Annotated in this window: 26 protein-coding genes; 18 read left to right on the forward strand and 8 right to left on the reverse strand. The window is 63.0% G+C overall.

The window, feature by feature from the left end:
- Window positions 1-293: 293 nt before the first annotated feature.
- From ACZ5YV_RS12305 to ACZ5YV_RS12360, 12 genes are all read left to right on the forward strand, one after another.
- The gene (locus ACZ5YV_RS12305; RefSeq protein WP_464787865.1) at window positions 294-1,238 is read left to right on the forward strand and encodes a helix-turn-helix domain-containing protein; all 945 of its coding nucleotides are present in this window, start codon (window positions 294-296) and stop codon (window positions 1,236-1,238) included.
- A gap of 113 nt (window positions 1,239-1,351) precedes the next feature.
- A complete protein-coding gene (locus ACZ5YV_RS12310; protein WP_449470695.1) occupies window positions 1,352-1,762 on the forward strand; it encodes an RrF2 family transcriptional regulator in 411 nt (136 codons plus the stop codon).
- Window positions 1,763-1,775: 13 nt separating this feature from the next.
- The gene (sufB, locus tag ACZ5YV_RS12315; RefSeq protein WP_464787866.1) at window positions 1,776-3,260 is read left to right on the forward strand and encodes a Fe-S cluster assembly protein SufB; all 1,485 of its coding nucleotides are present in this window, start codon (window positions 1,776-1,778) and stop codon (window positions 3,258-3,260) included.
- Between the two features lie 98 nt (window positions 3,261-3,358).
- Window positions 3,359-3,805 carry an endonuclease domain-containing protein gene (locus tag ACZ5YV_RS12320; protein ID WP_464787867.1) on the forward strand — a complete coding sequence of 149 codons (447 nt, stop codon included), beginning with the start codon at window positions 3,359-3,361 and terminating at the stop codon, window positions 3,803-3,805.
- Window positions 3,802-4,257, forward strand: a complete 456-nt coding sequence (locus ACZ5YV_RS12325) for a hypothetical protein (protein WP_464787868.1) — start codon at window positions 3,802-3,804, stop codon at window positions 4,255-4,257. The genes ACZ5YV_RS12320 and ACZ5YV_RS12325 overlap by 4 nt, the downstream gene beginning before the upstream one ends.
- Before the next feature lie 3 nt (window positions 4,258-4,260).
- Complete coding sequence (gene sufC / locus ACZ5YV_RS12330; protein WP_464787869.1) at window positions 4,261-5,007, forward strand: Fe-S cluster assembly ATPase SufC; 747 nt, start codon at window positions 4,261-4,263, stop codon at window positions 5,005-5,007.
- Complete coding sequence (locus tag ACZ5YV_RS12335; RefSeq protein WP_464787870.1) at window positions 5,004-5,756, forward strand: SufD family Fe-S cluster assembly protein; 753 nt, start codon at window positions 5,004-5,006, stop codon at window positions 5,754-5,756. Before sufC ends, ACZ5YV_RS12335 begins: the two co-directional genes overlap by 4 nt.
- The gene (locus ACZ5YV_RS12340) at window positions 5,753-6,985 is read left to right on the forward strand and encodes a cysteine desulfurase (RefSeq protein WP_464787871.1); all 1,233 of its coding nucleotides are present in this window, start codon (window positions 5,753-5,755) and stop codon (window positions 6,983-6,985) included. The genes ACZ5YV_RS12335 and ACZ5YV_RS12340 overlap by 4 nt, the downstream gene beginning before the upstream one ends.
- Window positions 6,978-7,457 carry an SUF system Fe-S cluster assembly protein gene (locus ACZ5YV_RS12345; protein WP_464787872.1) on the forward strand — a complete coding sequence of 160 codons (480 nt, stop codon included), beginning with the start codon at window positions 6,978-6,980 and terminating at the stop codon, window positions 7,455-7,457. The genes ACZ5YV_RS12340 and ACZ5YV_RS12345 overlap by 8 nt, the downstream gene beginning before the upstream one ends.
- A gap of 108 nt (window positions 7,458-7,565) precedes the next feature.
- On the forward strand, window positions 7,566-7,928 hold the full coding sequence (locus ACZ5YV_RS12350; RefSeq protein ID WP_196225027.1) for a HesB/IscA family protein: 363 nt from the start codon (window positions 7,566-7,568) through the stop codon (window positions 7,926-7,928).
- Between the two features lie 18 nt (window positions 7,929-7,946).
- Complete coding sequence (locus ACZ5YV_RS12355; RefSeq protein ID WP_464789221.1) at window positions 7,947-8,753, forward strand: Rossmann-fold NAD(P)-binding domain-containing protein; 807 nt, start codon at window positions 7,947-7,949, stop codon at window positions 8,751-8,753.
- An 82-nt stretch (window positions 8,754-8,835) separates the two neighbouring features.
- Window positions 8,836-8,991 (forward strand): hypothetical protein, encoded by a 156-nt coding sequence (locus tag ACZ5YV_RS12360; protein WP_464771628.1) that lies wholly within the window; start codon window positions 8,836-8,838, stop codon window positions 8,989-8,991.
- A gap of 128 nt (window positions 8,992-9,119) precedes the next feature.
- On the opposite strand, the gene ACZ5YV_RS12365 is transcribed toward ACZ5YV_RS12360, so the two are convergent.
- Together ACZ5YV_RS12365 and ACZ5YV_RS12370 are read right to left on the reverse strand one after the other, a co-directional pair.
- Window positions 9,120-10,022 carry a DMT family transporter gene (locus ACZ5YV_RS12365; protein ID WP_464787873.1) on the reverse strand — a complete coding sequence of 301 codons (903 nt, stop codon included), beginning with the start codon at window positions 10,020-10,022 and terminating at the stop codon, window positions 9,120-9,122.
- A complete protein-coding gene (locus tag ACZ5YV_RS12370) occupies window positions 10,019-11,032 on the reverse strand; it encodes a threonine aldolase family protein (protein WP_464787874.1) in 1,014 nt (337 codons plus the stop codon). The genes ACZ5YV_RS12365 and ACZ5YV_RS12370 overlap by 4 nt, the downstream gene beginning before the upstream one ends.
- Window positions 11,033-11,190: 158 nt before the next feature.
- Here ACZ5YV_RS12370 and ACZ5YV_RS12375 point away from each other — a divergent pair, with 158 nt between their 5' ends.
- Window positions 11,191-12,282: a branched-chain amino acid aminotransferase gene (locus ACZ5YV_RS12375; protein ID WP_464787875.1), complete on the forward strand. Its 1,092-nt coding sequence runs from the start codon at window positions 11,191-11,193 to the stop codon at window positions 12,280-12,282.
- Window positions 12,283-12,369: 87 nt separating this feature from the next.
- On the forward strand, window positions 12,370-13,578 hold the full coding sequence (locus ACZ5YV_RS12380) for an FAD-dependent monooxygenase (RefSeq protein ID WP_464787876.1): 1,209 nt from the start codon (window positions 12,370-12,372) through the stop codon (window positions 13,576-13,578).
- 70 nt (window positions 13,579-13,648) lie between these two features.
- On the opposite strand, the gene ACZ5YV_RS12385 is transcribed toward ACZ5YV_RS12380, so the two are convergent.
- On the reverse strand, window positions 13,649-14,164 hold the full coding sequence (locus tag ACZ5YV_RS12385) for a cytochrome b (RefSeq protein ID WP_464787877.1): 516 nt from the start codon (window positions 14,162-14,164) through the stop codon (window positions 13,649-13,651).
- Between the two features lie 25 nt (window positions 14,165-14,189).
- Window positions 14,190-16,133, reverse strand: coding sequence for an acetate--CoA ligase (gene acs, locus ACZ5YV_RS12390; protein ID WP_464787878.1), 1,944 nt, complete (start codon window positions 16,131-16,133; stop codon window positions 14,190-14,192).
- A 170-nt stretch (window positions 16,134-16,303) separates the two neighbouring features.
- Here acs and ACZ5YV_RS12395 point away from each other — a divergent pair, with 170 nt between their 5' ends.
- Window positions 16,304-16,975: a glutathione S-transferase family protein gene (locus tag ACZ5YV_RS12395; RefSeq protein WP_196225035.1), complete on the forward strand. Its 672-nt coding sequence runs from the start codon at window positions 16,304-16,306 to the stop codon at window positions 16,973-16,975.
- Between the two features lie 4 nt (window positions 16,976-16,979).
- On the opposite strand, the gene ACZ5YV_RS12400 is transcribed toward ACZ5YV_RS12395, so the two are convergent.
- Together ACZ5YV_RS12400 and ACZ5YV_RS12405 are read right to left on the reverse strand one after the other, a co-directional pair.
- A complete protein-coding gene (locus ACZ5YV_RS12400) occupies window positions 16,980-18,143 on the reverse strand; it encodes a GGDEF domain-containing protein (RefSeq protein WP_464787879.1) in 1,164 nt (387 codons plus the stop codon).
- 90 nt (window positions 18,144-18,233) lie between these two features.
- A complete protein-coding gene (locus ACZ5YV_RS12405; protein WP_449470721.1) occupies window positions 18,234-19,115 on the reverse strand; it encodes a LysR substrate-binding domain-containing protein in 882 nt (293 codons plus the stop codon).
- Between the two features lie 334 nt (window positions 19,116-19,449).
- Here ACZ5YV_RS12405 and ACZ5YV_RS12410 point away from each other — a divergent pair, with 334 nt between their 5' ends.
- From ACZ5YV_RS12410 to ACZ5YV_RS12420, 3 genes are all read left to right on the forward strand, one after another.
- Entirely contained in the window at window positions 19,450-21,744 is a 2,295-nt protein-coding gene (locus ACZ5YV_RS12410) for a CDC48 family AAA ATPase (RefSeq protein WP_464789222.1), read from the forward strand.
- A gap of 151 nt (window positions 21,745-21,895) precedes the next feature.
- On the forward strand, window positions 21,896-22,522 hold the full coding sequence (locus ACZ5YV_RS12415; RefSeq protein WP_464787880.1) for a class I SAM-dependent methyltransferase: 627 nt from the start codon (window positions 21,896-21,898) through the stop codon (window positions 22,520-22,522).
- A gap of 185 nt (window positions 22,523-22,707) precedes the next feature.
- The gene (locus ACZ5YV_RS12420) at window positions 22,708-23,973 is read left to right on the forward strand and encodes a glutamate-5-semialdehyde dehydrogenase (RefSeq protein WP_464787881.1); all 1,266 of its coding nucleotides are present in this window, start codon (window positions 22,708-22,710) and stop codon (window positions 23,971-23,973) included.
- A gap of 87 nt (window positions 23,974-24,060) precedes the next feature.
- Here the strand turns inward: ACZ5YV_RS12420 and kdsA are convergent, their stop codons facing one another.
- Both kdsA and ACZ5YV_RS12430 read right to left on the reverse strand, forming a co-directional pair.
- Window positions 24,061-24,888, reverse strand: coding sequence for a 3-deoxy-8-phosphooctulonate synthase (gene kdsA, locus ACZ5YV_RS12425; protein WP_464789223.1), 828 nt, complete (start codon window positions 24,886-24,888; stop codon window positions 24,061-24,063).
- Between the two features lie 5 nt (window positions 24,889-24,893).
- On the reverse strand, window positions 24,894-25,187 hold the full coding sequence (locus ACZ5YV_RS12430; RefSeq protein ID WP_464787882.1) for a hypothetical protein: 294 nt from the start codon (window positions 25,185-25,187) through the stop codon (window positions 24,894-24,896).
- Between the last annotated feature and the right edge of the window lie 14 nt (window positions 25,188-25,201).

Below are 25,201 nucleotides of genomic sequence, written 5' to 3' on the forward strand. Positions count from 1 at the left end.
TAGCGCAACAGTTGATCGATAACGATAATTTCTGCTGCAAAATCATTCATATTAGTCCCGATTCAAGCCGCGACATGTCCGATTCATCCAATCAACCGAGTCCGATTCGGACTTATGAAAGTGCTGCGACCCGAAGGCTCTTGGCCATTATTGGCTGACGAGACCTTTTACTGACCCGGCGGGTAAAACCGTCGGGTCATTTTTTTCGAAGCCTTTCGGAAAAATCGTTTGTTTCCTCAGTATCGCTCTTGCGCGGGCGCGAAGAAGCATCATAGTGCGCTGGTGGGGTGAATATGGGGCCGCATCGCGACAGTGCACCCGGGGGGGTGCCAGATAAAAAGGAAAAGGACGCAGACCCGTCGCTTTCCTATATGGTGGAAGCGGCTCAGGGTCCGGTTCGTCTAAGCTATTTCGCGCCGCCTGAACATTTGCGCGCCTATTTCGGGTCAGTTTACCTCTTCACCCAAAGCGCTGACCGTTATCTGGACGTGACGCGTGCCGATGTTCCCCAGTTACGGTTCATGGCGCAAGGGACGGGCAGCTATCATTTCCATGATGGAACGGTGGAGGCCACGCCGGAAATATGCCTGCTAGGCCCGACCCTCGGCGCGACGCGGTTTGAACTGGATGGACCTGCCTGCGTCGTCGGCGTGTCGTTGCTCCCGGCCGGGTGGGTCAGTCTGGACGGTGGCGACGCCAGCGCGCTTGCCGATCGTGTACGGGACATGGCCCTTGAGAAAAAGGGAACGATGGCCGCGCTTCAGGCCAGCCTGGCGACCATGCATGACGCGGAGGCCATAGCTGCCCACTGCTGGTCGGTTCTGGGACAATTGGTCAAACCCTTGCCTATTTCGACCTGGCAATTGCTGGAATCCATAGACGCATGGCTGATGGGGGAAGGATCGCCCCGGATCGAAGCGCTGGTGGAGCGAACCGGATTGTCAGCGCGCCAGCTCGCCCGGCTCACCAACCGCTATTATGGCTGCCCGCCCAAGCTGCTGGCGCGGAAATATCGGGCGCTGCGATGCAGTGCGCGGATCGCGCTGGACCAGCATAGCTGGCAGGAATTGTGCGAGGATGGCCGCTTCTACGACCAGTCGCACTTCATTCGTGAGATCAAGCATTTCATCGGATTGACCCCGCACCAGTTGCAGACGGAACCGACGGCCGTGGCACAGCTTACCCTGCTGCGGCGCTCGCTGGGTGGGGACGTGGCGGTGCTGAACCGTTTCAGCTGAGACGAGCCGACTCATAGAAATGGCTTGATTCCAGGCGCCCGCGCGACCACATGCGCAATCGGATTGATTCGATCCGATTTGAGAATGGTTCGCAACCGGGACGCTTGGCCAGAATGAGGCTTTCTAGTTTCGCAGATTATGCCGTGGTGCTGATGTCGGCCGCTGCGCGTCATTGCGGAGCGGCAAAGATGAATGCGACCACGCTTGCCAGCGAAACCGGTATCCCGCTGCCCACCGCACAAAAGCTGGTGAGCCGTCTCTCGGCTGCGGGGCTACTGGAATCGAGCCGCGGAACGGGCGGCGGCGTGCGGCTCGCGCGACCTGCGGCGGCCATCACCTTGGTGGATGTCGTGGAAGCGGTGGAAGGGCCGATAGCCATGACCGCCTGTGCCGAACAGGGTGCCCATGATTGCACGCTGGAACATGGCTGCCGCGTGCGCCCGCACATGAATGTCGCGAACAATGCGATCCGGTCGGCCTTGGCCGGGGTGACGATCGCCAGTTTGACCCGAGAATTGGCCTGACACGAGAAATGGCATGACCGAAGAAGCTACCACCGTCCGCAATCAGGAAGCGCATGAGGCCGCCGAGCGCGCCTCTGCCTATGAGCATGGCTGGTCTTCCGCCATCGAACAGGATTTTGCGCCTAAGGGCCTGAACGAAGATACGGTCCGCTTCATTTCGGCCAAGAAGAAGGAGCCGGAATGGCTGCTGGAGTGGCGGCTGAAGGCCTTTGCCATGTGGCAGAAGATGGAATCGCCGGATTGGGCCAAGCTCAACATACCGCCGATCGACTATCAGGACGCCTATTATTACGCCGAGCCCAAGAAGAAGGCGGAGTTGGAGTCGCTGGACGAGGTCGATCCGGAGATATTGGCAACCTATCAGAAGCTGGGCATTCCCATCGCCGAGCAGGAAATGCTGGCGGGGGTGAAGGGTAGCCGCAAGATCGCGGTTGATGCCGTGTTTGATAGCGTCTCGGTCGCCACCACCTTCCGCAAGGAGCTGGAGGAAGCGGGCGTCATCTTCCGCTCGATCAGCGAGGCGGTGCGCGAATATCCGGAGCTGGTGAAGAAGTGGCTGGGCAAGGTCGTGCCGATGCACGACAATTATTTCGCCACGCTTAATTGCGCAGTCTTTTCCGACGGCACCTTCGTCTACATTCCCAAGGGCGTGCGCTGCCCGATGGAGCTTTCCACCTATTTCCGTATCAATGCGGAGAATACGGGGCAGTTCGAGCGCACGCTGATCGTGGCGGATGAGGGGAGCTATGTCTCCTATCTCGAAGGCTGCACGGCTCCGATGCGCGACGAGAATCAGCTGCACGCCGCCGTGGTCGAGCTGGTTGCGCTGGATGATGCGGAGATCAAATATTCGACCGTCCAGAACTGGTATCCCGGCGACGAGAACGGCAAGGGCGGTATCTATAATTTCGTGACCAAGCGGGCGCTCTGTCAGGGGCGGAACAGCAAGGTCAGCTGGACCCAGGTGGAAACCGGCTCCGCGATTACGTGGAAATATCCCAGCTGCGTGCTGAACGGCGAGAATAGCGTGGGTGAGTTCTACTCGGTGGCGCTGACCAACAATTTGCAGCAGGCCGACACTGGCACCAAGATGATCCACAATGGCAAGGGGTCGCGTTCGACCATCGTGTCCAAGGGGATTTCGGCCGGGCGCTCGAACAACACTTATCGCGGGCTGGTGCGTGTGGCGCCGGGCGCGGAGGGCGTGCGCAACTTCACCCAGTGCGACAGCCTGCTGCTGGGCGACCAGTGCGGCGCGCATACCGTGCCCTATATCGAGGTGCGCAACCCCAGCGCGCAGATCGAGCATGAGGCGACGACGAGCAAGATCAGCGACGACCAGCTGTTCTACGCAATGCAGCGCGGGCTGGATCAGGAAAGCGCCGTGTCGTTGATCGTGAACGGGTTCGCCAAGGAAGTGCTGCAACAACTGCCGATGGAGTTCGCCGTCGAGGCGCAGAAGTTGTTGGGGATCTCGCTGGAGGGCAGCGTCGGTTGAGGAATTTGACGCCTCTCGACCAAGCCGCACGCCTCAACTCCCCTCCCCTTCAGGGGAGGGGCCGGGGGTGGGGGCTATCGGCTGGGCGCCTTGATCAGTTGGCGGGGTTCGCGCGTGAGATGCGCCGTGAGCCGACCGAGCCGGAGAAGCGCCTGTGGGGAAAGCTCTCGCGCTCGAAACTCGGCGGATATAAATTCCGTCGCCAGTCCGTGATTGGGCCGTTCATTGTTGATTTTCTCTGCCCGCAAAAGGCGCTGGTTGTTGAGGTTGATGGCGATACCCATGTCGCAAATTCCGACGATCGGCGCGACGCAGCGCTGAGCGAGATGGGCTATCAGATCATCCACATCACCAATCAAAACGTAATGCAGAATATCGACGGGGTTTGCGAAACCATCCTTGGCGCGCTCGAACAAGCGCCGGTTCGTTGGGCCAGCCCCCACCCCAACCCAGCTCGGGGGCAGTTCTGTCCCCCGGACAGAACCAATAGCCTCCGAGCTCCTGAAGGGGAGGGGCTTTTCCACTTTCAAGGACAAACAAGTTGAGCGACGAAGACGATATCCAGGATGCCCTCGCCGATTTCGCGGAGGACGTAACCAACGGCCAGTCATGGACCGCTGCGATCCGCATCCTGACCGAGGATTATGAGCTGGAAGAGGGCGAGCTTCAGGTCCGCGCCGCCAAAGATTTCGGCGACCTTGACGCCTATCAGGCCGAATGCCGCGCCGCGCTGGAGAAGGGCGACGTTGCCTTCACCGAGAAGCTGAGGACCGACAAGGCATTCCACAAGGCGAAAGCGCCCAACCTCACCCGCATGGGACCGGTGACGGAGTTCGTGACTGGCCTGCTGGAAAAGGGTTCGCCCGAGCCTGGCGCCGACTGGTGGCCTTATATGCCGATCAAGCGCCATATCGACACGCTGTTCCCCGCGCCGGGGGACGTGCGCGACATGGCCTTCTGGACCGCGCGGACGCTTCAGCGCGCGCATAAGGGATAACCAATGCTGACGATTGAGAACCTGACCAACGAAATCGACGGCAAGGCGATCCTGAAAGGCCTCTCGCTTTCCATCAAGGCGGCGGAAATCCATGCGATCATGGGGCCGAATGGCGCGGGCAAATCCACGCTGGCCTATACGCTCGGAGGCCGTCCGAACTATGAAGTCACCGGCGGCACGGCCTCTCTGGACGGTGTGAACTTGTTCAGCATGGACCCGCATGAGCGCGCCGCGGCCGGCCTGTTCCTGGGCTTCCAGTATCCGGTCGAAATCCCCGGCGTGTCCAATCTGCAATTCCTGCGCGAAAGCCTCAATTCGCAGCGCCGCGCGCGCGGAGAGAAGGAACTGAACGGCGGCGAGTTCATCAAGCTCGCCAAAGAAAAGGCGGCGCTGCTCGGCCTCGATATGGAGATGCTGAAGCGTCCAGTGAATGTCGGCTTTTCGGGCGGCGAGAAGAAGCGTGCGGAAATGGTGCAGATGGGCATCCTCGATCCCAAGCTGGCGATCTTGGACGAGACCGACTCCGGCCTTGATATCGACGCGCTCAAGATCGTTGGCGCGGGTATCAACGCCATCATGCGCAAGCCTGACAAGGCGGTGCTGCTGATCACCCATTATCAGCGCCTGCTCGACTATGTGAAGCCGGACTATGTCCATGTGTTGGCTGGCGGCCGGATCGTGAAGTCGGGCGGCCCCGAACTCGCGCTGGAACTGGAGCGCGAAGGCTATGCGGAGGTGGTTGCGGCGTGACGACGCTCACCCTTCCCACGCGCAAGGCGGAAGAATGGCGTTACAGCGACCTTGAGGCGCTCGCGACCGTCTGGCCGACGCCCGCGCCGACGCGGATCGATGTCGCGGCCGGACAAACGTCGCGCCACCATCTGTTGCAGGATGCGGGCGAGGGCGCGGCGGCGGTGCATGATTATGTCATCACCATCGCGGACGGCGCGCGCTGCGACTTCCATGTGCTGAACATCGGCGGCAAGCTGGGCCGCGTGACCTTCGCGGTGACGCTGGGCAAGGGGAGCCATTTTGAACTCAACGGCGCGATCATCGGCAGCGGGGATCAGGTGCTGGAGATCATCACCAATGTCACCCATGCCGAGCCGGACGCGACCAGTGGGCAGACGATCCGCTCGATCCTTGGCCAGCGCGCAACGGGCAGCTATCTCGGCTCCATCAATGTCGCGCGTGATGCGCAGCGGACGGACGCTTTCCAGTCGATTAAGGCGATGCTGCTGGACCGCACCGCCACGGCCAATGCCAAGCCGGAACTCGAAATCTACGCCGACGACGTGAAATGCGCTCATGGCGCGACCGTGGGTGAACTGGACCGCCAAGCACTGTTCTACATGGCGAGCCGGGGCATGGACCCGGCGACCGCCAAGACGCTGCTGCTGAAAGCCTTCGTCGCTGGCGTGTTCGACGACGTAGCCGATGAGGCAGTTAAGGACAGCCTCGAAGCCGCTGCGCTCGCCAAGCTGGAGACGCTGGTATGACCGACCAGACCCAACAGCCGATCGAAGCGAACGGAGGTTTGCAGTTGCGGGACGACTTCCCCGGTGTCGGCAGCTGGCACTATCTCGACAGCGCCGCCACCGCGCAGAAGCCCAACGCTGTCATCGACGCCATCGCGCGCGCCTATGGCCCCGATTATGCGACCGTCCATCGCGGTGTCTATGAACGCTCCGCCAACATGACGCTTGCCTATGAAGCTGCCCGCCGCAAGGTCGCGCAGTTCATCGGCGCGGCTTCGGATAGCGAAATCGTCTACGTCCGTGGCGCGACGGAGGGGATCAACCTCGTCGCGCACAGCTGGGCCGGAACGCAGCTGAAGGCGGGCGACCGTATCCTGCTGTCGATGCTGGAGCATCATAGCAACATCGTCCCCTGGCAGATCGTGGCCGAAGGCGTGGGTGCGCAGATTGACGTCGTGCCGCTTACCGCCGACGGCCAGATCGACCTGGACGCCATGCAGGCGATGCTCACGCCCGCGCACAAGATGGTCGCGCTGGCCCATGTGTCGAACGTCCTGGGCAGCGTCCTCGACGTCCGCCGTGCGGTTGACATCGCGCACAGCGTTGGCGCCAAAATCCTGATCGACGGCTGCCAGGCCGTACCCCGCCTTGCCGTGGACGTGCAGGCGCTCGGTTGTGATTTCTACGTCTTTTCCGCGCATAAGCTCTACGGCCCAACTGGTATCGGCGTGCTGTGGGGCCGCAAGGAGTTGCTCGACGCCATGCCGCCCTATCAGGGTGGCGGATCGATGATCGACAAGGTGACGTTCGAAAAGACCACCTACGCTCCTGCACCCACCCGGTTCGAGGCGGGGACGCCGCACATCACCGGCGTTGTCGGCCTGTCCGCCGCGATCGACTATGTGCAGGCGATCGGGCTGGACGCGATCCACGCCCATGAATGCATGCTGGTGGCCAAGGCGCGCGCGGCGCTGGAGAGCCTGAACAGCGTGCGCGTCTTTGGGCCGGAAGACAGCGCGGGCATCCTCTCCTTCGAAGTCGAGGGGGTGCATCCGCACGACGTCGGCACCATATTGGACGAAACCGGTGTTGCGATCCGCGCCGGGCATCATTGTGCCCAGCCGCTGATGCGCCATCTGGGCGTCGAAGCGACGGCGCGGGCCAGTTTTGGCATTTATAGCGACGAGGGCGATGTCGACGCCCTTGTCAAAGGCTTGGAGCGAGTGAGGAAGATCTTCGCCAATGACTGAGGCAAATTCCGGGGAACGGCAGATTCTGGTGGAAGAGGTGGACGCTGTGGACGCACCGCCCAAGGCGCGCGTGGAGGAGGCAGCGGCGGATGCCGCCCCGCGCCAGCGCGACTATCTGGACGGCTTCCTTGCACAGAAGCCTGCGCAAACGCCTGTCGGCGAGCCGGGCGGCAGCCTTTATGACGGCGTCATCGACGCGCTGAAGGAAATTTACGACCCGGAAATCCCGGTGAACATCTATGACCTCGGCCTGATCTACGGCGTTGACGTTACCGAGGACGGCCATGTCGTCGTCACGATGACGCTCACCACGCCGCATTGCCCGGTGGCCGAATCCATGCCGGGTGAAGTCGAACTGCGCGTCGGTGCTGTGCCGGGCGTCGGTGATGCGCAGGTCAATCTGGTCTGGGACCCGCCATGGGACCCGCAGAAGATGAGCGACGAGGCCAAGCTCGAACTAGGGATGCTCTAACCATCTCGCCTCCCGCAGGCGGGAGGGGACCAAGGGGTGGGCGCGAGCGCAGCGAGCTTCGCGCGGAACCCTGACCCTCCCGCCAGCGGGAGGGGAGGAGAACGAAGAATGACCGAGACGACCACCAAGACCCGTGCCCGGCCCGCCGCCGTCATCCTGACGCCGAATGCGGAAGCGCGCATCGCCGACCTGATGCGCCAGGCGCCCGAGGGAGCGATCGGCGTCAAGCTGTCCACACCTCGCCGGGGCTGCTCGGGCCTCGCCTATTCGGTCGATTACGTGACTGAGGAAGCGAAGTTCGACGAAAAGATCGAAACGCCCGGCGGCACCTTCTACATTGACGGCGCGTCGGTTCTGTATCTCGTCGGATCGACGATGGACTGGGTGGAGGATGACTTCACGGCCGGGTTTGTCTTCAACAATCCCAATGCCAAGGGCAGCTGCGGCTGTGGCGAAAGCTTCACGGTCTAGTTCGGGAGGGACCCCGCCATCCCCCACATGCTGATCCTTGGCATGGGCTACACCGCCTCCCGCCTCGCCGCCCGACTGCGCGGGGAGGGATGGGAGGTGACAGGCGTTCGCCGGGTTTCCGATGGCGAGGCAATAGCCTTCGATGACGACGATGCCGTGCGCGCCAGCCTCGCCAAAGCGACTCACATCCTCTCCTCTGTTCCTCCGGAAGGGGAGGGCGACCCTGTGCTCACCCGCTATGGCATGGCCATCGCCGCCGCCCCGGCCCTCTGGAGCGGTTACCTATCCTCGACCGGCGTTTACGGTGATGCTGCGGGCGCCTGGGTGGACGAAGCGAGCCCCATCGGCTCGGGTCGCCGCGCCGCGCGGGTTCAGGCGGACAGCGACTGGCGCGCGCTTCGCGAGGACATGCGCTGTTTCCGGCTGCCCGGCATCTACGGCCCCGGCCGTTCCGCGATAGAGCGTGTGCGCGAAGGCAAGGCGCATCGGATCGACCTCCCCGATCAGATTTTCAGCCGCGCCCATGTCAATGACATCGTAAGCGGTATCATCGCCTCCTTCGACGGGCCACCGGGCACCTATAATCTGGCCGACGATCTGCCCTGCGCGCAGAATCGCTTGATCGAGGCGGCCTGCGCCATGCTGGGCGCACCGCTGCCGCCGCTGTTGACGCTGGACGAGGCCCATCTGTCGCCCATGGCGCTGTCCTTCTATGCGGAAAATCGGCGGGTTGCGAACGGCCGAGCCAAGCGCCTGCTGGGATGGGCGCCACGCTATCCCACCTATCGCGAGGGCCTGGCCGTCTGCCTCACCGGGGCGGAATGACTCAGGTCGCCGCATCGCTTACGCGGCGTTAACCAAAGCGCCCCATGGATGGTCCCACAGCTTACGCCAAGGACTTCTCGCCATGGAACGGATCGACCGCAACTTCGCCGCGCTCAGCCAGCGCATGAGCCGCCTGGCGATGCCCGAAACCGCCAATCCCGCGCCTCAATCGCTCGCCAGCCTGATCGACCGGGTAAATGCAGCGAAGCGTCATTATGAGCCGGGGGTTCGCCGGTAAGGCGTCGATCGGGAAGCAAGTCGCTTCCCTCCCATTCCCCCTGAGCCTGTCGAAAGGTTCCACTTGTTCTTGGAGAAGGGAGGGGCTTCTACAGGCTCAGCCCGAACGGCTGGGATGATAAAACGGCCCTACGCCGTCTTCGCCCGCAGCGCGATCACCATGCCAGCCACCGCCAGCAGCGCGCCCACCGCGCTCAGCGTGGACCAGCGATAATCCTCGAACAGCGTGGAAATCAGCATGGCGATAACGGGAATAAGTACGCTGCTATAGGCTGCCCGCCCCGGCCCGACCCGCTGGATCAGCTGGAAATAGAGCGGGAAGGTCACAACCGACCCCGCAATGCCCAGCCAGGCTATGCCGAACAGATAACCGGCGCGCCATTCGATCACCGGCGGACCTACGGTCGCCCAGGCATAGGCCCCATCAACTGCGCTGCCGATCAACATCCCCCAGGTGAGCACCGCCGCCATTGGCAGGCGTCGGGCGATTTGCATACCCTGCATGACATTCGCCGTGGACGCGCTAAGCAATCCCGCGACGCTGAGCGCGATGCCGACCAGCACGGCCTCGGCAGATACCGGCGCCGCGCGATATTCGCGCAGTAGCAATAGCATGATCCCCGCAATCGCCACCAGCGACCCCAGGACGAAGGCGCGGCTGACCGGCTGGCGAAAGGCGAACCAGGCAAGGATGCTGTTAGGAATCAGCAGAAGCGCATAGACCGTCGCGACCACGCCGGAGGTCAGATAATGTTCTGCCCGATAGACGAAATTGAAGTTGAGCACGAACTGCGCCACGCCCAATGCGCCCGCAAAAGCGATCCCCGCCGGTGGCAAACGCAGGGGCACTCGGCGGATCATTGCGAACAGCGCCATGCCCGCCGCGCCCAGCAGAAAGCGGTAGCAGACCGACCAGCTCGGCGGCACCGCGCCCAGCTGATCGCGAATGACGATCCAGGTCGAACTCCAGATCAGCGTGACCAGCAGGAATGGCAGGATGACGCCGCCCCGCGCCTCGGACGATCCGCTCACTCCAGAGCCTTAAGAGCGTCGGCGAGTGGCTGGACCGCTGCGGCATCCTGCGCCCAGTTGGTAACGAGACGCGCAGCCCCTTCGCCCCAGTCGTAAAAATCGAAGCCTTGCGCGCGTAAGCCTTTGGCCTCGGCAGGAGAGAGGCGGATGAACAACTCATTGGCCTCTACGGCGTGGAGCAGCCGATCCGGGACCGCCCCGGCCAGAGTGGCAGCGGCGGCATTGGCGGCGCGGGCGTTGGTCAGCCACAGGTCATCCTCCAGCATCGCCAATATTTGCGCGGCAAGATAGCGGCCTTTGGACAGCAAATGCCCGCCGCGCTTGCGCCATCGTGTCGCTTCGGCCGCACGCGCATCCGCCTGTGGCCCGAAGAAGAGCAGCGCTTCGCCCACCATACCGCCATTCTTGACGCAGCCGAAGGTCAGCACATCGACGCCAGCCCGCCAAGACACATCACCCGGATGGCAGCCCAGATGCGCCACGGCATTGGCAAAGCGGGCGCCGTCCATGTGCAGGCCAAGATCATGGCCCCGTGCCACATCCCCGATCGCGGCGACCTCTTCCGGCATATAGACGCGGCCATATTCGCTCGCCTGAGTGATGCTGATCGCACGCGCCGGAATCTGGTGCACGTCCGGGCGGATCGCCTGTAATCGTTCGATCAGCGTGTCAGGCGAAAGCTTTGCGCCATCTCCCGGCAAACTCATCAGGCTGGCGCCGTGGGTGTAGAAGCCCGGCGCCCCGCATTCATCGACCATGATGTGCGATTCTTCATGGCAGAGGATGCCGCCATAGGGTGGGCATAGGCAGGCAAGCGCGATGCTGTTCGCCGCCGTGCCGGTCGCCACCCACAGCGCCCGAACCGGGGTGCCGAACAGGTCCGAAAAGGCGCCATCCATCCGCGCGCTCCACGCGTCGCCATCATAGCCGTGGTCAGCCAGATCAGCCGCCGCCATCGCAGCCATCACCTGCGGGCAGACCGGGGTCGCATTGTCCGAAAAGAAGTGCATGGTTGAGGGCATAAGCGCGCCGCAGCCCGCCGCCAAGATGCCAGCAGATGGCGAGCGGCCCTTTCGAAACCGGAACAAATTGGTCAGTAATCATGACCCATTGTTTCGGCCAGCCGTTTGTGACATAGGCGGCCGGTCCTACTAGAGGAGCATTGATCATGGACGTCCAGCAGAAGTCGCGCTTTACCGTCAACCCGAGCAGCAAGGCTGTGGCGGCTGACCAGCGCGCGGTATTGCTGGAAGATCCCGGCTTTGGCCGCCTGTTCACCGATCATATGGTGACGATCCGCTATACCGAGGGGAAAGGATGGCACAGCCATGCCGTCGGCCCGCGCGAGCCGTTCCAGCTCGATCCTGCCTGCGCCGTTTTGCATTATGCGCAGGAAATCTTCGAAGGGATGAAGGCCTACCGGCTTGAGGATGGCAGCATCGCCATGTTCCGGCCGGAAGAAAATGCCCGCCGCTTCGCCAAATCGGCGGAACGCATGGCCATGCCCGTCCTGCCCGAAGATATCTTCATGGAAGCGGTCGAGGAATTGGTGAAGATCGACGCCGATTGGATCCCCAGCGGCGAAGGCAGCCTCTATCTGCGCCCCTTCATGTTCGCGAGCGAGAGCTTTCTGGGCGTCCGCCCAGCGGCGGAATATATCTTCTGCGTCATCGCCTCGCCCGCAGGCGCCTATTTCAAGGGCGGCAAGAAGGCCGTAACGCTCTGGGTGTCAGAACATTTTACCCGCGCGGCAAAGGGCGGCACGGGCGCTGCCAAGTGCGGCGGCAATTATGCCGCGAGCCTGGTAGCCCAGTCCGAAGCGACGAAGCATGGCTGCGATCAGGTCGTCTTCCTCGATGCTGCCGAACATAAGTGGGTCGAGGAACTGGGCGGCATGAACGTGTTCTTCGTCATGGATGACGGATCGATCGTCACCCCGCCGCTGTCGGGCACTATCCTGCCCGGCATCACCCGCAACAGCGTCATCACCCTCGCCCGCGCCAAAGGGCATGATGTGCGCGAGGAACCCTATAGCTTCGCGCAGTGGCGTGACGATGCGGCCAGCGGCAAGCTGCGCGAGGCGTTCGCCTGCGGCACGGCGGCGGTCGTGACGGCGATCGGCACGGTGAAAAGCGTCGATGGCGACTTCACCATCGGCAATGGCGACGGCGGCATCGTGACCGAAGCCCTGCGCGCCGAGCTGACCGGCATTCAGCGCGGAACGGTTGCAGACCCGGCAGGCTGGGTGCGCAAGCTTTAATTTTATGTGCTCCTGCGGAGGCAGGAGCACATCCTATAGGAGCTCCTGTGGCTTCCCAACTCCGCGCACAGCGCCTAGAAGAAGCCCATGCAACGTTTTGATGTCGTCATCTTGGGCGGGGGCCTTGTCGGGCTGACCCTGGGCATCGCACTTTCCGGTCATGGGGTCCGCTGCGCCGTCATCGATCCTGCTGATCCGGTCGAAACCAGTGCGGTGGGTTTCGACGGGCGCGTGTCGGCCATTTCCTCGACCAGCCATGCGATGCTCTCCGCGATCGGTGTGGCTGCATTGCTGGAAGGGAAGGGCTGCCCCATCGACCGCATCTGGGTCAGCGACGGGTTGGAACCCGGTGCGCTCGACTTCGCGCCCGATGCTGACGATGGGGTCATGGGGATCATGTTCCCCAATCGCGACCTGCGCGTCGCCTTGGCTCAGGCAGCGGAGAAAGCGGAAAATCTGACCCGCTTCCAGCCAGACCGCGCCATTCATGTCGATCGCAATGCCGATGGCGTCAGCCTGACGCTCGCCAGCGAGCAGGTTCTGCACGGCGCGCTTCTGGTGGCCGCCGAGGGCCGGAACAGCCCGACGCGCGAAGCTGCGGGCATCCGCACCACGCGCTGGCAGTATAAGCACACCGCCATGGTGACGGCGATCGATCATGAGGTGCCGCACGCCAACACCGCCTATGAGATTTTCTATCCCGGCGGCCCCTTTGCACTGCTGCCGATGCTGCCGGGCACGCGATCGGCAATCGTGTGGACCGTGCCGACCGATCAGGCGCCGGTGATGTTGAAATTGTCCGAGCGGGCATGGCTCGCCGAAGCGCAGAAGCGCATGGGCGGTTTTCTTGGCGAAATATCGCTCGCGGGGCCGCGCTCCAGCTATCCGCTGGGCTTCCACCATGCCGCGCGGATCACCGATACCCGGCTGGCGCTGGTCGGTGACAGTGCTCATGCGATCCATCCGATCGCCGGGCAGGGCCTCAACCTCGGCTTCCGCGACGTCGCGGCGCTGGTGGAAGTGCTGGTCGACGGCATGCGCCTTGGCCTTGATCCGGGCGACGCTCAGCTGATGGCACGCTACCAGCGTTGGCGCGGGCTGGACGCGATGTCCGTCAGTGTCGCCATGGACGGACTTGTCCGGCTGTTCGACGTTCCCGGCCGCATTCCCTCAGCCATCCGCCGCTTCGGCCTCGCCGCCGTACAGCGCACACCCATGCTCAAGAACCGCTTCATGGCGGAGGCACGCGGCGAATCCGGCGCGCTGCCAAAGTTGCTGATCGGGGAACTGGTCTAAGTTTTCCGTCATGCCAGCGAAAGCTGGCATCTCGCTTAGACCCCAGCTTTCGCTGGGGTGACGACGGAGTTTACCCCAACATCCGCCGCAGCACGTCATCCTTCAGGATGAAGTGATGGCGTAGCGCAGCCGCGACGTGCAGGACGAGGAGCGCGATCCAGGCAAAGGCGAATATCTCATGCGCCTCCGCGGAAAAGCCAACGATCGCGTCATCCTTCGTCACCGCGAACTTCGGCACATCGAACAGGAAGAACCAGTTGAGCGGCCATTTCCCCGCCGAACTCATGATCCAGCCGGTCAGCGGCACCAGCAGCATGAACGCATAGAAGGTATAATGCGTGACCTTCGCGGCCAGCCTTTCCCAGGCGGGCAAACCCTCGGGCAGGGGTGTTTGCCGGTGGGTCAGGCGCCAGCCGAGGCGAAGGATCGCCAGCGCCAGCACGGTGAGGCCAACCGACTTGTGCACCGGCATCACCTGCCAATCGCGGGGCAGGGAGTCATGCGCCAGTCCCAGCCACAGGTTGAATAGGATCAGGATCGCCATGACCCAATGCAACGTGCGGGCAACCAGGCTGTATCGTTCCACCGGGGTCTCCTGATCCTTGGGCGCTTTATCCGTGACGGTTGGCAACCAGATTATCGACGACGGAAGGATCGGCAAGGGTGCTTGTGTCGCCCAGAGCCTGCGCGGACACTTCGCCTTCCGCGATCTTGCGCAGGATGCGGCGCATGATCTTGCCGGAACGGGTCTTGGGCAGGCCGGGCGCGAACTGGATGACGTCGGGCGTGGCGATCGGGCCGATCTCGCTGCGGACCCAGGCGACCAGCGCCTTGCGCAACTCTTCGCTCGGCTCCTCGCCGCTGTTCAGCGTGACATAGGCGTAGATGCCCTGACCCTTGATGTCATGGGGCATGCCAACCACCGCCGCTTCAGCGACCGCTTCGTGCAGCACCAGCGCGCTCTCCACCTCGGCCGTGCCCATGCGGTGGCCGGACACGTTGATGACGTCATCGACGCGCCCGGTGATCCAGTAATAGCCGTCCGCATCACGGCGGGCGCCGTCGCCGGTCGTGTATTTGCCGGGGAAAGTCGTGAAATAGGTCTGGAAGAAGCGCTCATGATCGCCCCAAACGGTGCGCATCTGGCCCGGCCAGCTTCCGGCGATGACCAGATTGCCCTCCGCCGCGCCTTCCTGCACCTTGCCCTCGCTATCGACGATCTGCGGGATCACGCCCGGCATCGGCAGCGTCGCCGAACCCGGCTTCAGGTCCGTCGCACCCGGCATCGGCGCGATCATCGCCGCCCCTGTTTCGGTCTGCCACCAGGTGTCGATGATCGGGCAGCGATCCTCGCCTACGACATGATGATACCAGCGCCATGCCTCGGGATTGATCGGCTCGCCCACGGTGCCGAGCAGGCGCAGCGACTTGCGGCTGGTAGAGTGAACGAAGGCATCGCCCTCCTTCATCAGCGCGCGGAGCGCCGTGGGCGCGGTAAAGATCGTCTGAACCTGATGCCGGTCCACCACCTCCCAGATGCGGCTGGGCGTCGGATAGTTGGGAACGCCCTCATACATCAGCGTCGTCGCGCCGTTCGCCAGCGGGCCATAGACGATATAGCTGTGCCCCGTGACCCAGCCGATGTCGGCCGCGCACCAGTATATGTCACCGGGGCGATAATCGAAGCAAAGCTCATGGGTGAGGCTCGCCCACAGCAGATAGCCGCCGGTCGTGTGCAGCACGCCCTTGGGCTTGCCGGTCGAACCCGAGGTGTAGAGGATGAACAGCGGGTCTTCCGCGTTCATCGGTTCGGGCGCGCAGTCAGCGGCAACCTTGGCGGCTTCCTCATGCAGCCACAGGTCGCGGCCTTCCTGCATGGTGACGGCGCCGCCGGTCGCCTGCACCACCACGACCTTTTTGACGCTCGGGCAATCCTTGAGAGCGGCATCGACATTGGCCTTGAGCGGCACTTGTCTACCCGCGCGGCGGCCTTCGTCGGCGGTGATGACGATGTTGGAATCGCAATCGATGATCCGCCCCGCCAGCGCCTCGGGAGAGAAGCCGCCAAAGACGACCGAATGGATCGCCCCGATCCGCGCGCACGCGAGCAGGGCGAACGCCGCTTCCGGGATCATCGGCAGATAGACGGTGACGCGGTCGCCCTTCCTCGCGCCCGCGGCTTTAAGCACATTGGCGAAGCGGCAGACTTCCTCATGCACCTGTGCATAGGTGTAGCGACGCGGCTCGGCATCCGGCGAGTCCGGTTCCCAGATGATCGCGGTCTGGTCGCCACGCTCGGACAGATGCCGGTCGATGCAGTTGGCGCTGACGTTGAGCACGCCATCGGCAAACCATTTCACGCCGAAATCCGCTTCGTTGAAGCTGCTCTCGTCGGTTTTGCTGGGGAAGGTCAGCCAATCCAGGCGCTTTGCGCGCTCCAGCCAGTAGGATTCCGGCTCGTTGATCGACCGCTGATAATCTGCCTCACGCCCATCCCGGTCGAGCAGCGCCGAAGTGGCCCATTCCTTGGATACCGGGAAAAAATCGTCAGACATCGAGTATCCTTTCCTGTGCGTTGCCTGCCCCCCTAGAGGGTAGAGGCGATCATCGGAAGCCCGGATCGTTCCGGTGCCGCCAAAGTTTCCACCATTTTCGCCGCGCATTAAAGCAGGGGCCACCCAATTTGCTGCTTTTCGCAAGCGCCGCCTCCGCTTAACAGGAAGCCATGTGGCAGCTCTTCCAATTCCCGCTTTGTCCCTTCTCCCGCAAGGTGCGCCTGCTGCTCGGCGAAAAGGGAATAGGCTATGACCTTGTGCGCGAATCGCCTTGGGAAGCGCGCGACGAATTTCTGGATCTCAACCCCGCCGGGACCACGCCGGTCATGGTGGATCAGGAAAAGGGATCGACGCTGATCGACAGCCAGGCGATCTGCGAATATTTCGAGGAGACTGTGGAGAAGTTTCCGCTGATTTCCGGCACAGCTGCGGGCAGGGCGGAGGTTCGTCGGCTCGTCGCCTTTTTCGACCAGAATTTCTACGGCGATGTCGTCGGCCCACTACTGCACGAGCGGATGAAGAAGCGGCTGATCGAACGCGCGCCACCCGATGCGCGGGTGCTGCGCGAGGCGATGAAGCGGGCCAATGTCCATATGGATTATATGGACTATCTGCTCGATCACCGCAGCTGGATGGCGGGCGGCACGATGAGCCTTGCCGACATCGCGGCGGCGGCGCATCTGTCGGTGGCCGATTATCTAGGCGGCATCGATTGGGCCGGGCATGAGACGGTGAAGCGCTGGTATGCAGGCTTCAAATCGCGCCCGTCCTTTCGGCCTCTGCTGTCGGAGCGGATGGAGGTCATCACCCCGCCGCCCCATTATGAAAAGCCGGACTTCTAGGGAATCATTCGCCCTCAACCGCGAGATAGACGCGGTTCCGGCCATGCTCCTTGGCCAGATACAACGCCCGGTCGGCCGCCTTCAGCGCCGCGCGCGGATCATCATGGGCCAGCACATTGGCAACGCCCGCCGAAAAGCTCACCCGTTCCATGCGCTCGCCATTGGTGCGGTTGACCAGGCTGCGCGTGGCAAGGTCCCGCCGGACATCGTCCACCGCCTCGCACGCTTCTGCCGCCGTTTTGCCGCGAAACAGCATGACGAATTCCTCGCCGCCGTGACGCGCGACATGGCATTGGTCGTTGCTCGCCTTGGCCAGCAGCCCCGCGACGAACTTCAGCACCCGGTCGCCCGTGTCGTGGCCGTGCGTGTCGTTGATCACCTTGAAATGATCGATGTCGCAGAAGGCGACGGCCAGCGGCTGGCTTTCCTTTCGGGCCATCGCCACCTCTTCGCGCAATGTCCCTTCAAAAGCGCGCCGGTTGGGCAGGCCCGTCAGATGGTCATGCTCGGCGGCGCGCCGCGCATTGGCAAGGCTGGAGCGCAGCGCATGATTCTGCTTCTGGTTCTGGCGTAGCTGGCCTTCGACCTGACGAGTCTTTTCGACCATGGACCGCGTAAGGGCTACCAGCCGCGCAAGGACGGGTTCATTTTTCGCGCCAGCGGTAAGGCCCTTCACCTCTTCCTGTAGCGCCGCGCCATAATCCTTCGCGGAATTGCGCGATTCGGTCATCAGGCCGGTAAATTCGGAGAGATTTTCCTCGACCTTCGCTAGCATCGTGGACAGCGCCTCGGGCGTCACCTCATCCCCGCGCTGCTCCGCCACGATTTCTTCGACCCAGCTGTTGCTGATCTTGCCACGCTCCGCCAACACCGCCCTGATCGCCTTTTCCACGCCGATCTGCGACCCGGTCAGATAATCATGCGCAACGCCGAAATTCAGCGGCGTCAGGTCAAGATCATGCGCGAACAGGAAATTGCCGATCTCGTCATAGAGCTTGCGCCGCCGATTGACTTCACGATGCGCGGTGCTGCCAGAACGGGCGCGCTGGGGTTCAGCGTCGTCCGTCTCTTCCTCTGCGTCCGGTTTGCCCGACAGGCCGCGAGCCCATCGAGTCAGACGATCGGCCAGGCCGTGCTGCGGGTTTGCGGATGATGATGCCCCAGTCATGCCGGTAATAACGGATGGAACTGACTAAGGTTAAGAGCGCGGGAGTCAAAAAAAGCGCCGCCCCCGATCCACCGACAATATTGGCGTCGATCAGATGTCCGCCGCGATCAGCCAGTCGCGGAAAATGCGCACCGCGCGCGTCTGCAAGGCGCGGGGCCGACAGACGAAATAATAGCGATAGGGGCTTTCCACCCGCGTTTCGGGGAACAGGCGAACGAGCCGTGCGTCATCCGCTTCCTTGAAGTGGCTTGCATGCATCACTGCGACGCCCAGGCCCTGCGCCGCCGCCTCCAGCATCAACTGGCCCGAATCATAATTGTCGATCGCCAGCGGTTGCAGGTCCGGCAATCCGACCGCTTCCTTCCACGCCTCGAACGAAAGGTTCATGTCGCGATGAAGCAGGATGGTGTGTTCCGCCAGGTCCGCGGGAGTCGCGATCTTCTGCGGCGATTCCAGCAGCGCCTTGCGGCCGATCAGATAAACTTCGTCATGGTCCAGCTCATGGGCATAGAGCGCCGGATCGATATCCTTCGCAAGCACGATCGCGGCGTCCAGCCCTTCGCCCAGCCGTGCGACCGCATGTGGCGTCGTTTCGATATCGATGTGCAACTGCGGATGCTTCTGCCGCAACGCGCCCAGATGGGGGAACAGCCGCTGCGTCGCGAACAACGGCATCACCGCGAGGCGCAGGCGAAGCTGGTTGCCGCCGCTCTGGATATTCTCCAGCGCCTGACTCAGCGAATCAAGCGCGGGCGCGATGTCGTCGAGCAGCTTCTGCCCATCGGCATTGATTTCCAGCGCCTGATGCTTGCGGTCGAACAGCGGGCGACCGATGAATCGTTCCAGCGCCTGAACGCGGCGGCTGAGCGCGGGCGTGGACAGTGCCAGTTCTTCAGCCGCAGCCTTAACCGAGCCAAGACGGGCTACCTGAACAAAGGCCTCTAGGGCGGTAAGGGGCGGCAGTCTGCGCATAATTGATCTGTAGCTAAGCCATAACTGTTGCGACGCGTCATCGGTACGCTTCGAAGGTTGAGCGGCCTATCCCAAGTCATCCTCTTTTCACCAGCATGAAAAAGCGTCAACCGGTAAGATGCAAATTTTGCAACTGTCTCGTTCTTTTCGCAATTGCAAAATACCATGCTGCACCGCACATAGGAAAGGCCTTTCAGGCATCCTCTCCTAAAACTTTTCGGGCTGGCCTTCGGGTCGGCCCTTTTTTTGTCCCGGCCCGTCATGATCGATGGCCCCTTTCCTTAGCGACCGGCGTTTCCTATCTCGTTACGCAGTGACAAGAATGGGGATGGCAATGGCCGAACAGGAAAGCGCGGAACGCCGAATTCAGGTAGCGAATGCGCGACCCGAAGACGCAGGACGCGGGCTTGCGCGCATTCCGCTGGCGGTAATGGCGGAACTTCATCTGGCCGAGGGGGATGTGATCGAGATCGCGGGGAAGCGGTCGACGCCTGCTCGTGTGGTCCGCCCTTATAAGGAAGATGAAGGACTCGATGTCCTTCGTCTCGACGGGTTGCAGCGCGCCAATGCCGGGGTCGGATCGGGCGATTTCGTGCACATCAGCAAGATCGAACCACGCCCGGCCCAGCGGGTTGTGTTCGCGCCTGCACAAAATAATCTGCGACTTCAGGGCAATCCGGAAGCGCTGAAGCGTGTTTTCTTCCAGCGTCCGCTCGCGGCTGGCGACATTGTTGCAACGGCAGGCCAACAGCAGGTCCCGCCAAACGACATGCCCCCGCAATTGCGCCAGATGCTCGCCGCGCCCGCCTATGCGCTTCAGGAAATCAGGCTGGTGGTGGTGTCCACGACGCCCAAGGGGTACGTGCAGATCGATGCCGATACCGAGATCGATCTGCGCGCCGAATATGAGGAGCCCAAGGAGTCCCGGCGCGCCGATGTCACCTATGACGATGTCGGCGGCATGGCTGAAGCGATCGACCAACTGCGCGAAATGGTAGAGCTGCCGCTGCGCTACCCCGAATTGTTCGAACGGCTGGGCGTCGACCCGCCAAAGGGCGTGTTGCTCCATGGCCCGCCGGGTACGGGCAAGACGCGCCTCGCTCGCGCCGTCGCCAATGAATCGGAGGCTGAGTTCTTCCTGATCAATGGGCCGGAGATCATGGGATCGGCCTATGGCGAGTCGGAAAAGCAGCTGCGCGAGATATTCGAGGCAGCGGCCAAGTCCTCCCCCTCGATCCTGTTCATAGACGAGATCGATTCGATCGCGCCCAAGCGCGGCAGCGTGACCGGCGAGACGGAGAAGCGGCTCGTCGCGCAGTTGCTGACGTTGATGGACGGGCTGGAGCCGCGCACCAATCTGGTGGTGATCGCAGCCACCAACCGGCCAGAGGCGATCGACGAGGCGCTTCGGCGGCCGGGTCGCTTCGACCGTGAGATCATCGTCGGCGTTCCGGACGAACGGGGACGGCGGGAGATCATGGGCATCCATACCCGCGGCATGCCGCTGGCGGATGGCGTGGATCTGGGCGAACTGGCGCGGATGACCTATGGCTTTGTCGGCGCTGATCTGGCGGCGCTCACGCGGGAGGCGGCGATCGAGACGGTGCGCCGTTTCATGCCGCGCCTCAACCTTGAGGAAGGGACCATCCCGCAAGACGTGCTGGAGGAACTGTCCGTCACGCGCGACGACTTCATGGCCGCGATCAAGCGCGTCCAGCCTTCAGCCATGCGCGAGGTGATGGTGCAGGCGCCCAATATCGGCTGGTCCGATATTGGCGGCTTGGATGATGCGCAAATGAGGCTCAAGGAAGGGGTCGAGCTGCCGCTCAAGGACCCGGACGCCTTCCGCCGCATCGGCATCCGGCCTGCCAAGGGCTTCCTCCTCTATGGCCCGCCCGGCACCGGCAAGACGCTGTTGGCCAAGGCGGTCGCGCGAGAGGCGCAGGCGAACTTCATCGCGACCAAGTCCAGCGACCTGCTGTCCAAATGGTATGGCGAAAGCGAGCAGCAGATCGCACGCCTGTTCGCCCGCGCGCGGCAGGTGGCGCCCACGGTCATCTTCATCGATGAGCTGGACAGCCTCGTCCCCGCGCGTGGCGGCGGGCTGGGCGAACCGGCGGTGACGGAGCGGGTGGTGAACACCATCCTTGCCGAAATGGATGGGCTGGAGGAACTGCAATCGGTCGTCGTCATCGGCGCAACCAACCGGCCGACACTGATCGACCCGGCGCTGCTGCGGCCGGGCCGTTTCGACGAGCTCATCTACGTCCCAGTGCCCGACAAGGCAGGGCGCAGGCGCATCCTCACGATCCATACCGGCAAGATGCCGCTGGGTGAGAATGTCGATCTGGATGATTTGGCGGAACGGACAGAGCGGTTCACCGGTGCGGACCTGGAAGATCTGGTCCGCCGCGCCGGTCTGATCGCGCTGCGCCAATCCCTGTCGGTGGAGCGGGTCGAGCAGGCGCATTTCAACGAGGCGCTTGAGGAGACCCGCGCGTCGGTGACGCCGGAAATGGAGCATGAATATGAAAAGATTCAATCCCAGCTGAAGCAGAGCGCCATGCGGGTAGACCCCATCGGCTTTGTAACGCCGGGGATGCTCCGATCCCGTGAATCGCAATCTTAACAAGGGCTAGCGGATTGCGGATTGAACCCATCCGCAGTCCGCGCGTTCGCTTACCCATGGCCGGGCAATATGTCCGCCACCATGCAAAGCGGCTTGCCAGGCTTGCCGATATTTGCAAGGCCCAGACGTGAAGGCAGACAGGCGAGTATTGATGGCCTCCATTCCCTTGAAGAAAAAAGCAGATCCGGCGTCATTCCTGGGTCAGTGGAGCATGTTTTTCCGCCAGTTCGTGAAGCATCCCGGGATGATCGGTTCCGTGATCCCATCTTCGGCTGCGCTGGTGGACAGCATGCTGGACCGGGTGGATTGGCAGCGCACGCGCCTGTTCGTGGAATATGGGCCGGGCGTCGGCACCTTCACCCGCCCTATCCTGGAGCGCATGCACCCGGACGCGAAGCTGGTGGCGATCGATCTTAACCTCGACTTCGTCGCATGGCTTGAAGCGCAGATCGACGATCCCCGGCTGCGGGTCGTGCATGGATCGGCGGCAGACGTTCGCCGCTTCATTGTTGAAGCCGGGCATCGGCAGGCTGATTATATCCTCTCGGGCATTCCCTTCTCCACCCTGCCGGATGGGGTAGGCGAACTAATCTGCGCGGAAACGCAGCGCGCGCTGCGACCCGGCGGCGAATTTCTGGTCTATCAATATTCGGCATATGTCCGTCGGCTGCTAGCCGGGCAGTTCAACGAGATCGCCGAGCGGGTCGAATGGCGCAACATTCCGCCATGCCGTACCTTCCGCGCGCTGAAGGCGGAAAGTCTGGCGCAGGCCGCCTGAAATATCATCCCGTTGGTCGAAGGGCCTTATCTCTCTTTCAAGCGGGTGTCGGCTTCAACAAGCTCAACCGGCATATTGGTTGGATCGAGAAAGCTCCATAATGCTATAGCGGAGCCAAAGGCCACCCAGTGCATTTCGTCCTGCGACGCTTTCATGCTAAGGGCGCGGGCGAAAGGCTCGACCAGATGAATGACCTGACCCAGACTCCCGAAATGCTGATTGCGGCGATGGGCGCGCGCGCCCGTGCCGCTGCCGTGACGCTGGCCAGCGCAAGTGACGCGCAGAAGATCGACGCCCTGCGCCGCGCCGCGCAGGCGCTTCGGGATCAGGCGCCGCAAATCCTTGCCGCAAACGCGCAGGATGTGGAAAACGCCGCCGCCAATGGCCTCTCGCCAGCCATGCTCGATCGTCTGCGTCTCGATGAAAGCCGCGTGGCGGCAACGGCTGCTGGCGTCGATCAGGTCGCCAGCCTCGACAATCCGCTTGGGCGCATCATCGACAAACAGGTCCGGCCCAACGGCATGGAACTGTCCCGCGTCCGCGTGCCCTTGGGCGTGATCGGCATCATCTATGAAAGCCGCCCCAATGTGACCGCCGACGCCGCCGCCCTGTGCCTGCGCGCGGGCAACGCCGTCATCCTGCGCGGCGGCAGCGAGGCGAAGGAAAGCAACCGCGCCATCCACGCCGCCATGGCGGAAGGCATCGCCGCTGCGGGCCTGCCTGCCGACGCGGTGCAGTTGGTGCCGACGACGGATCGCGCCGCCGTGGGCGCATTGCTCAAGGCGTCGGACTTCATCGACCTCATCGTCCCGCGCGGAGGCAAGAGCCTCGTCGCCCGCGTGCAGGAAGAGGCGCGCGTGCCCGTGCTCGCGCATCTCGACGGCATCAACCACAGCTATGTCGATGGCGCGGCCGATCCGGACATGGCCGCTAAGCTGATCGTCAACGCCAAGATGCGCCGCACCGGCATTTGCGGCGCGACCGAGACGGTGCTGATCGACAAGGCTTTTCCCGCGGCCCCCGCCATCGTGGCAGCGCTGCTCGACGCCAAGTGCGAAGTGCGCGGCGATGAAGCGGTGCAGGCGATGGACAGCCGTGTGGTTGCTGCTTCGGACGAGGATTGGGATACAGAATATCTCGACGCGATCGTGTCGGTGCGCTTGGTCGATGGGCTTGACGAAGCGCTAGCCCATATCGCTACTCACGCGAGTCATCACACCGACGCGATCATCACCGAGGACGCGGAGAAAGCCGAGCGCTTTCTCAACGCCGTCGACAGCGCGATCGTCATGTGGAACGCCTCCACTCAATTCGCCGACGGCGGCGAGTTCGGGCTGGGCGCGGAGATCGGCATCTCAACCGGCCGCCTCCACGCGCGCGGCCCGGTGGCGCTGGAAGGCCTGACAACCTACAAATGGCTGGTACGCGGAACAGGCCAGACGCGGCCCTAAGAAGCCCGTGCTCCTGCGCAGGCAGGAGCCCAGCTCACACGTCTGGACTGGGCTCCTGCCTGCGCAGGAGCACGGTGGTTTGTTGGGTTAGCCCTTCACCGCCTCGTCTATAGCCTTCAACTTCTCCAGCAGCGGCCCCATCCATCCCAAGGGCAGCATGACCGGCCCATCCGAAGGCGCTCGATCCGGATCATCATGAGCCTCGGCAAACACCGCCGCAACGCCCGCCGCGACTGCACTGCGCGCCAGAACCGGCGCAAATTCCCGCTGGCCACCCGAAGCTGACCCCAGCCCACCCGGCTGCTGCACCGAATGGGTGGCGTCGAACACCACCGGATAACCAGTTGCCCCCATCACCGGCAGCGACCGCATGTCGCTGACCAGCGTGTTGTAGCCAAAACTCGCGCCCCGCTCGGTCAGCAATATCCGCTCATTGCCTGTCGAAGCGACCTTCTGCGCCACTGCAGCCATGTCCCAGGGAGCAAGGAACTGCCCCTTCTTCACATTCACCACAGCGCCTGTCCGCCCCGCCGCCAGCAAAAGGTCGGTCTGGCGACACATGAATGCCGGGATTTGCAAAATATCCACCGCCTGCGCCGCCGCGTCCACTTGCCCCGCCTCATGCACATCGGTCAGTATCGGACAGCCCAACTGCCTCTTCACCTCAGCCAGTATCGCCAGCCCCGCATCGATGCCCACGCCACGCTGGCCCGACACTGAAGTCCGGTTCGCCTTGTCGAACGAGGATTTGAAGATGAACGGCACGCCTGCCTTTTCCGCCACCTCCGCCAGCTTTTCCGCCATCATCATCGCATGATCGCGGCTCTCAATCTGGCAGGGGCCGGAAATCAGCACGAAGGGCAAATCGTTGCCGATCGTCACCGACCCGATCGAAACATGGCGTTGCTGTGTCATGCCGCTCACTTCGGCGCTTTCGCAAAACGGCGCAAGAGCTGTCCCCGCCACAGCCCCTTGCCCGGATGATAGTTCCAGCAGAACCAGCCGCACACCAGGCAGGCAAGCAGCGCAGGCAGCGCCATCGGATCGCCATTGTCGCGCATGTGCCGGTAAAAGGCAAAGTCCGCCCGCCACCGGTCCCGCTCGCTGCCGCCGCCATTGATGCCATAGGCATTGTCATGTTTCCGGCAGCCGATGTTTCGGTTGTATTTGCGGTGATCTATGAAATAGCAGTAATCGCGTTCGGGTGTCGTCATGGCCCGATGTGGAA

The sequence above is a fragment of the Sphingobium sp. TomTYG46 genome, from assembly GCF_055396345.1.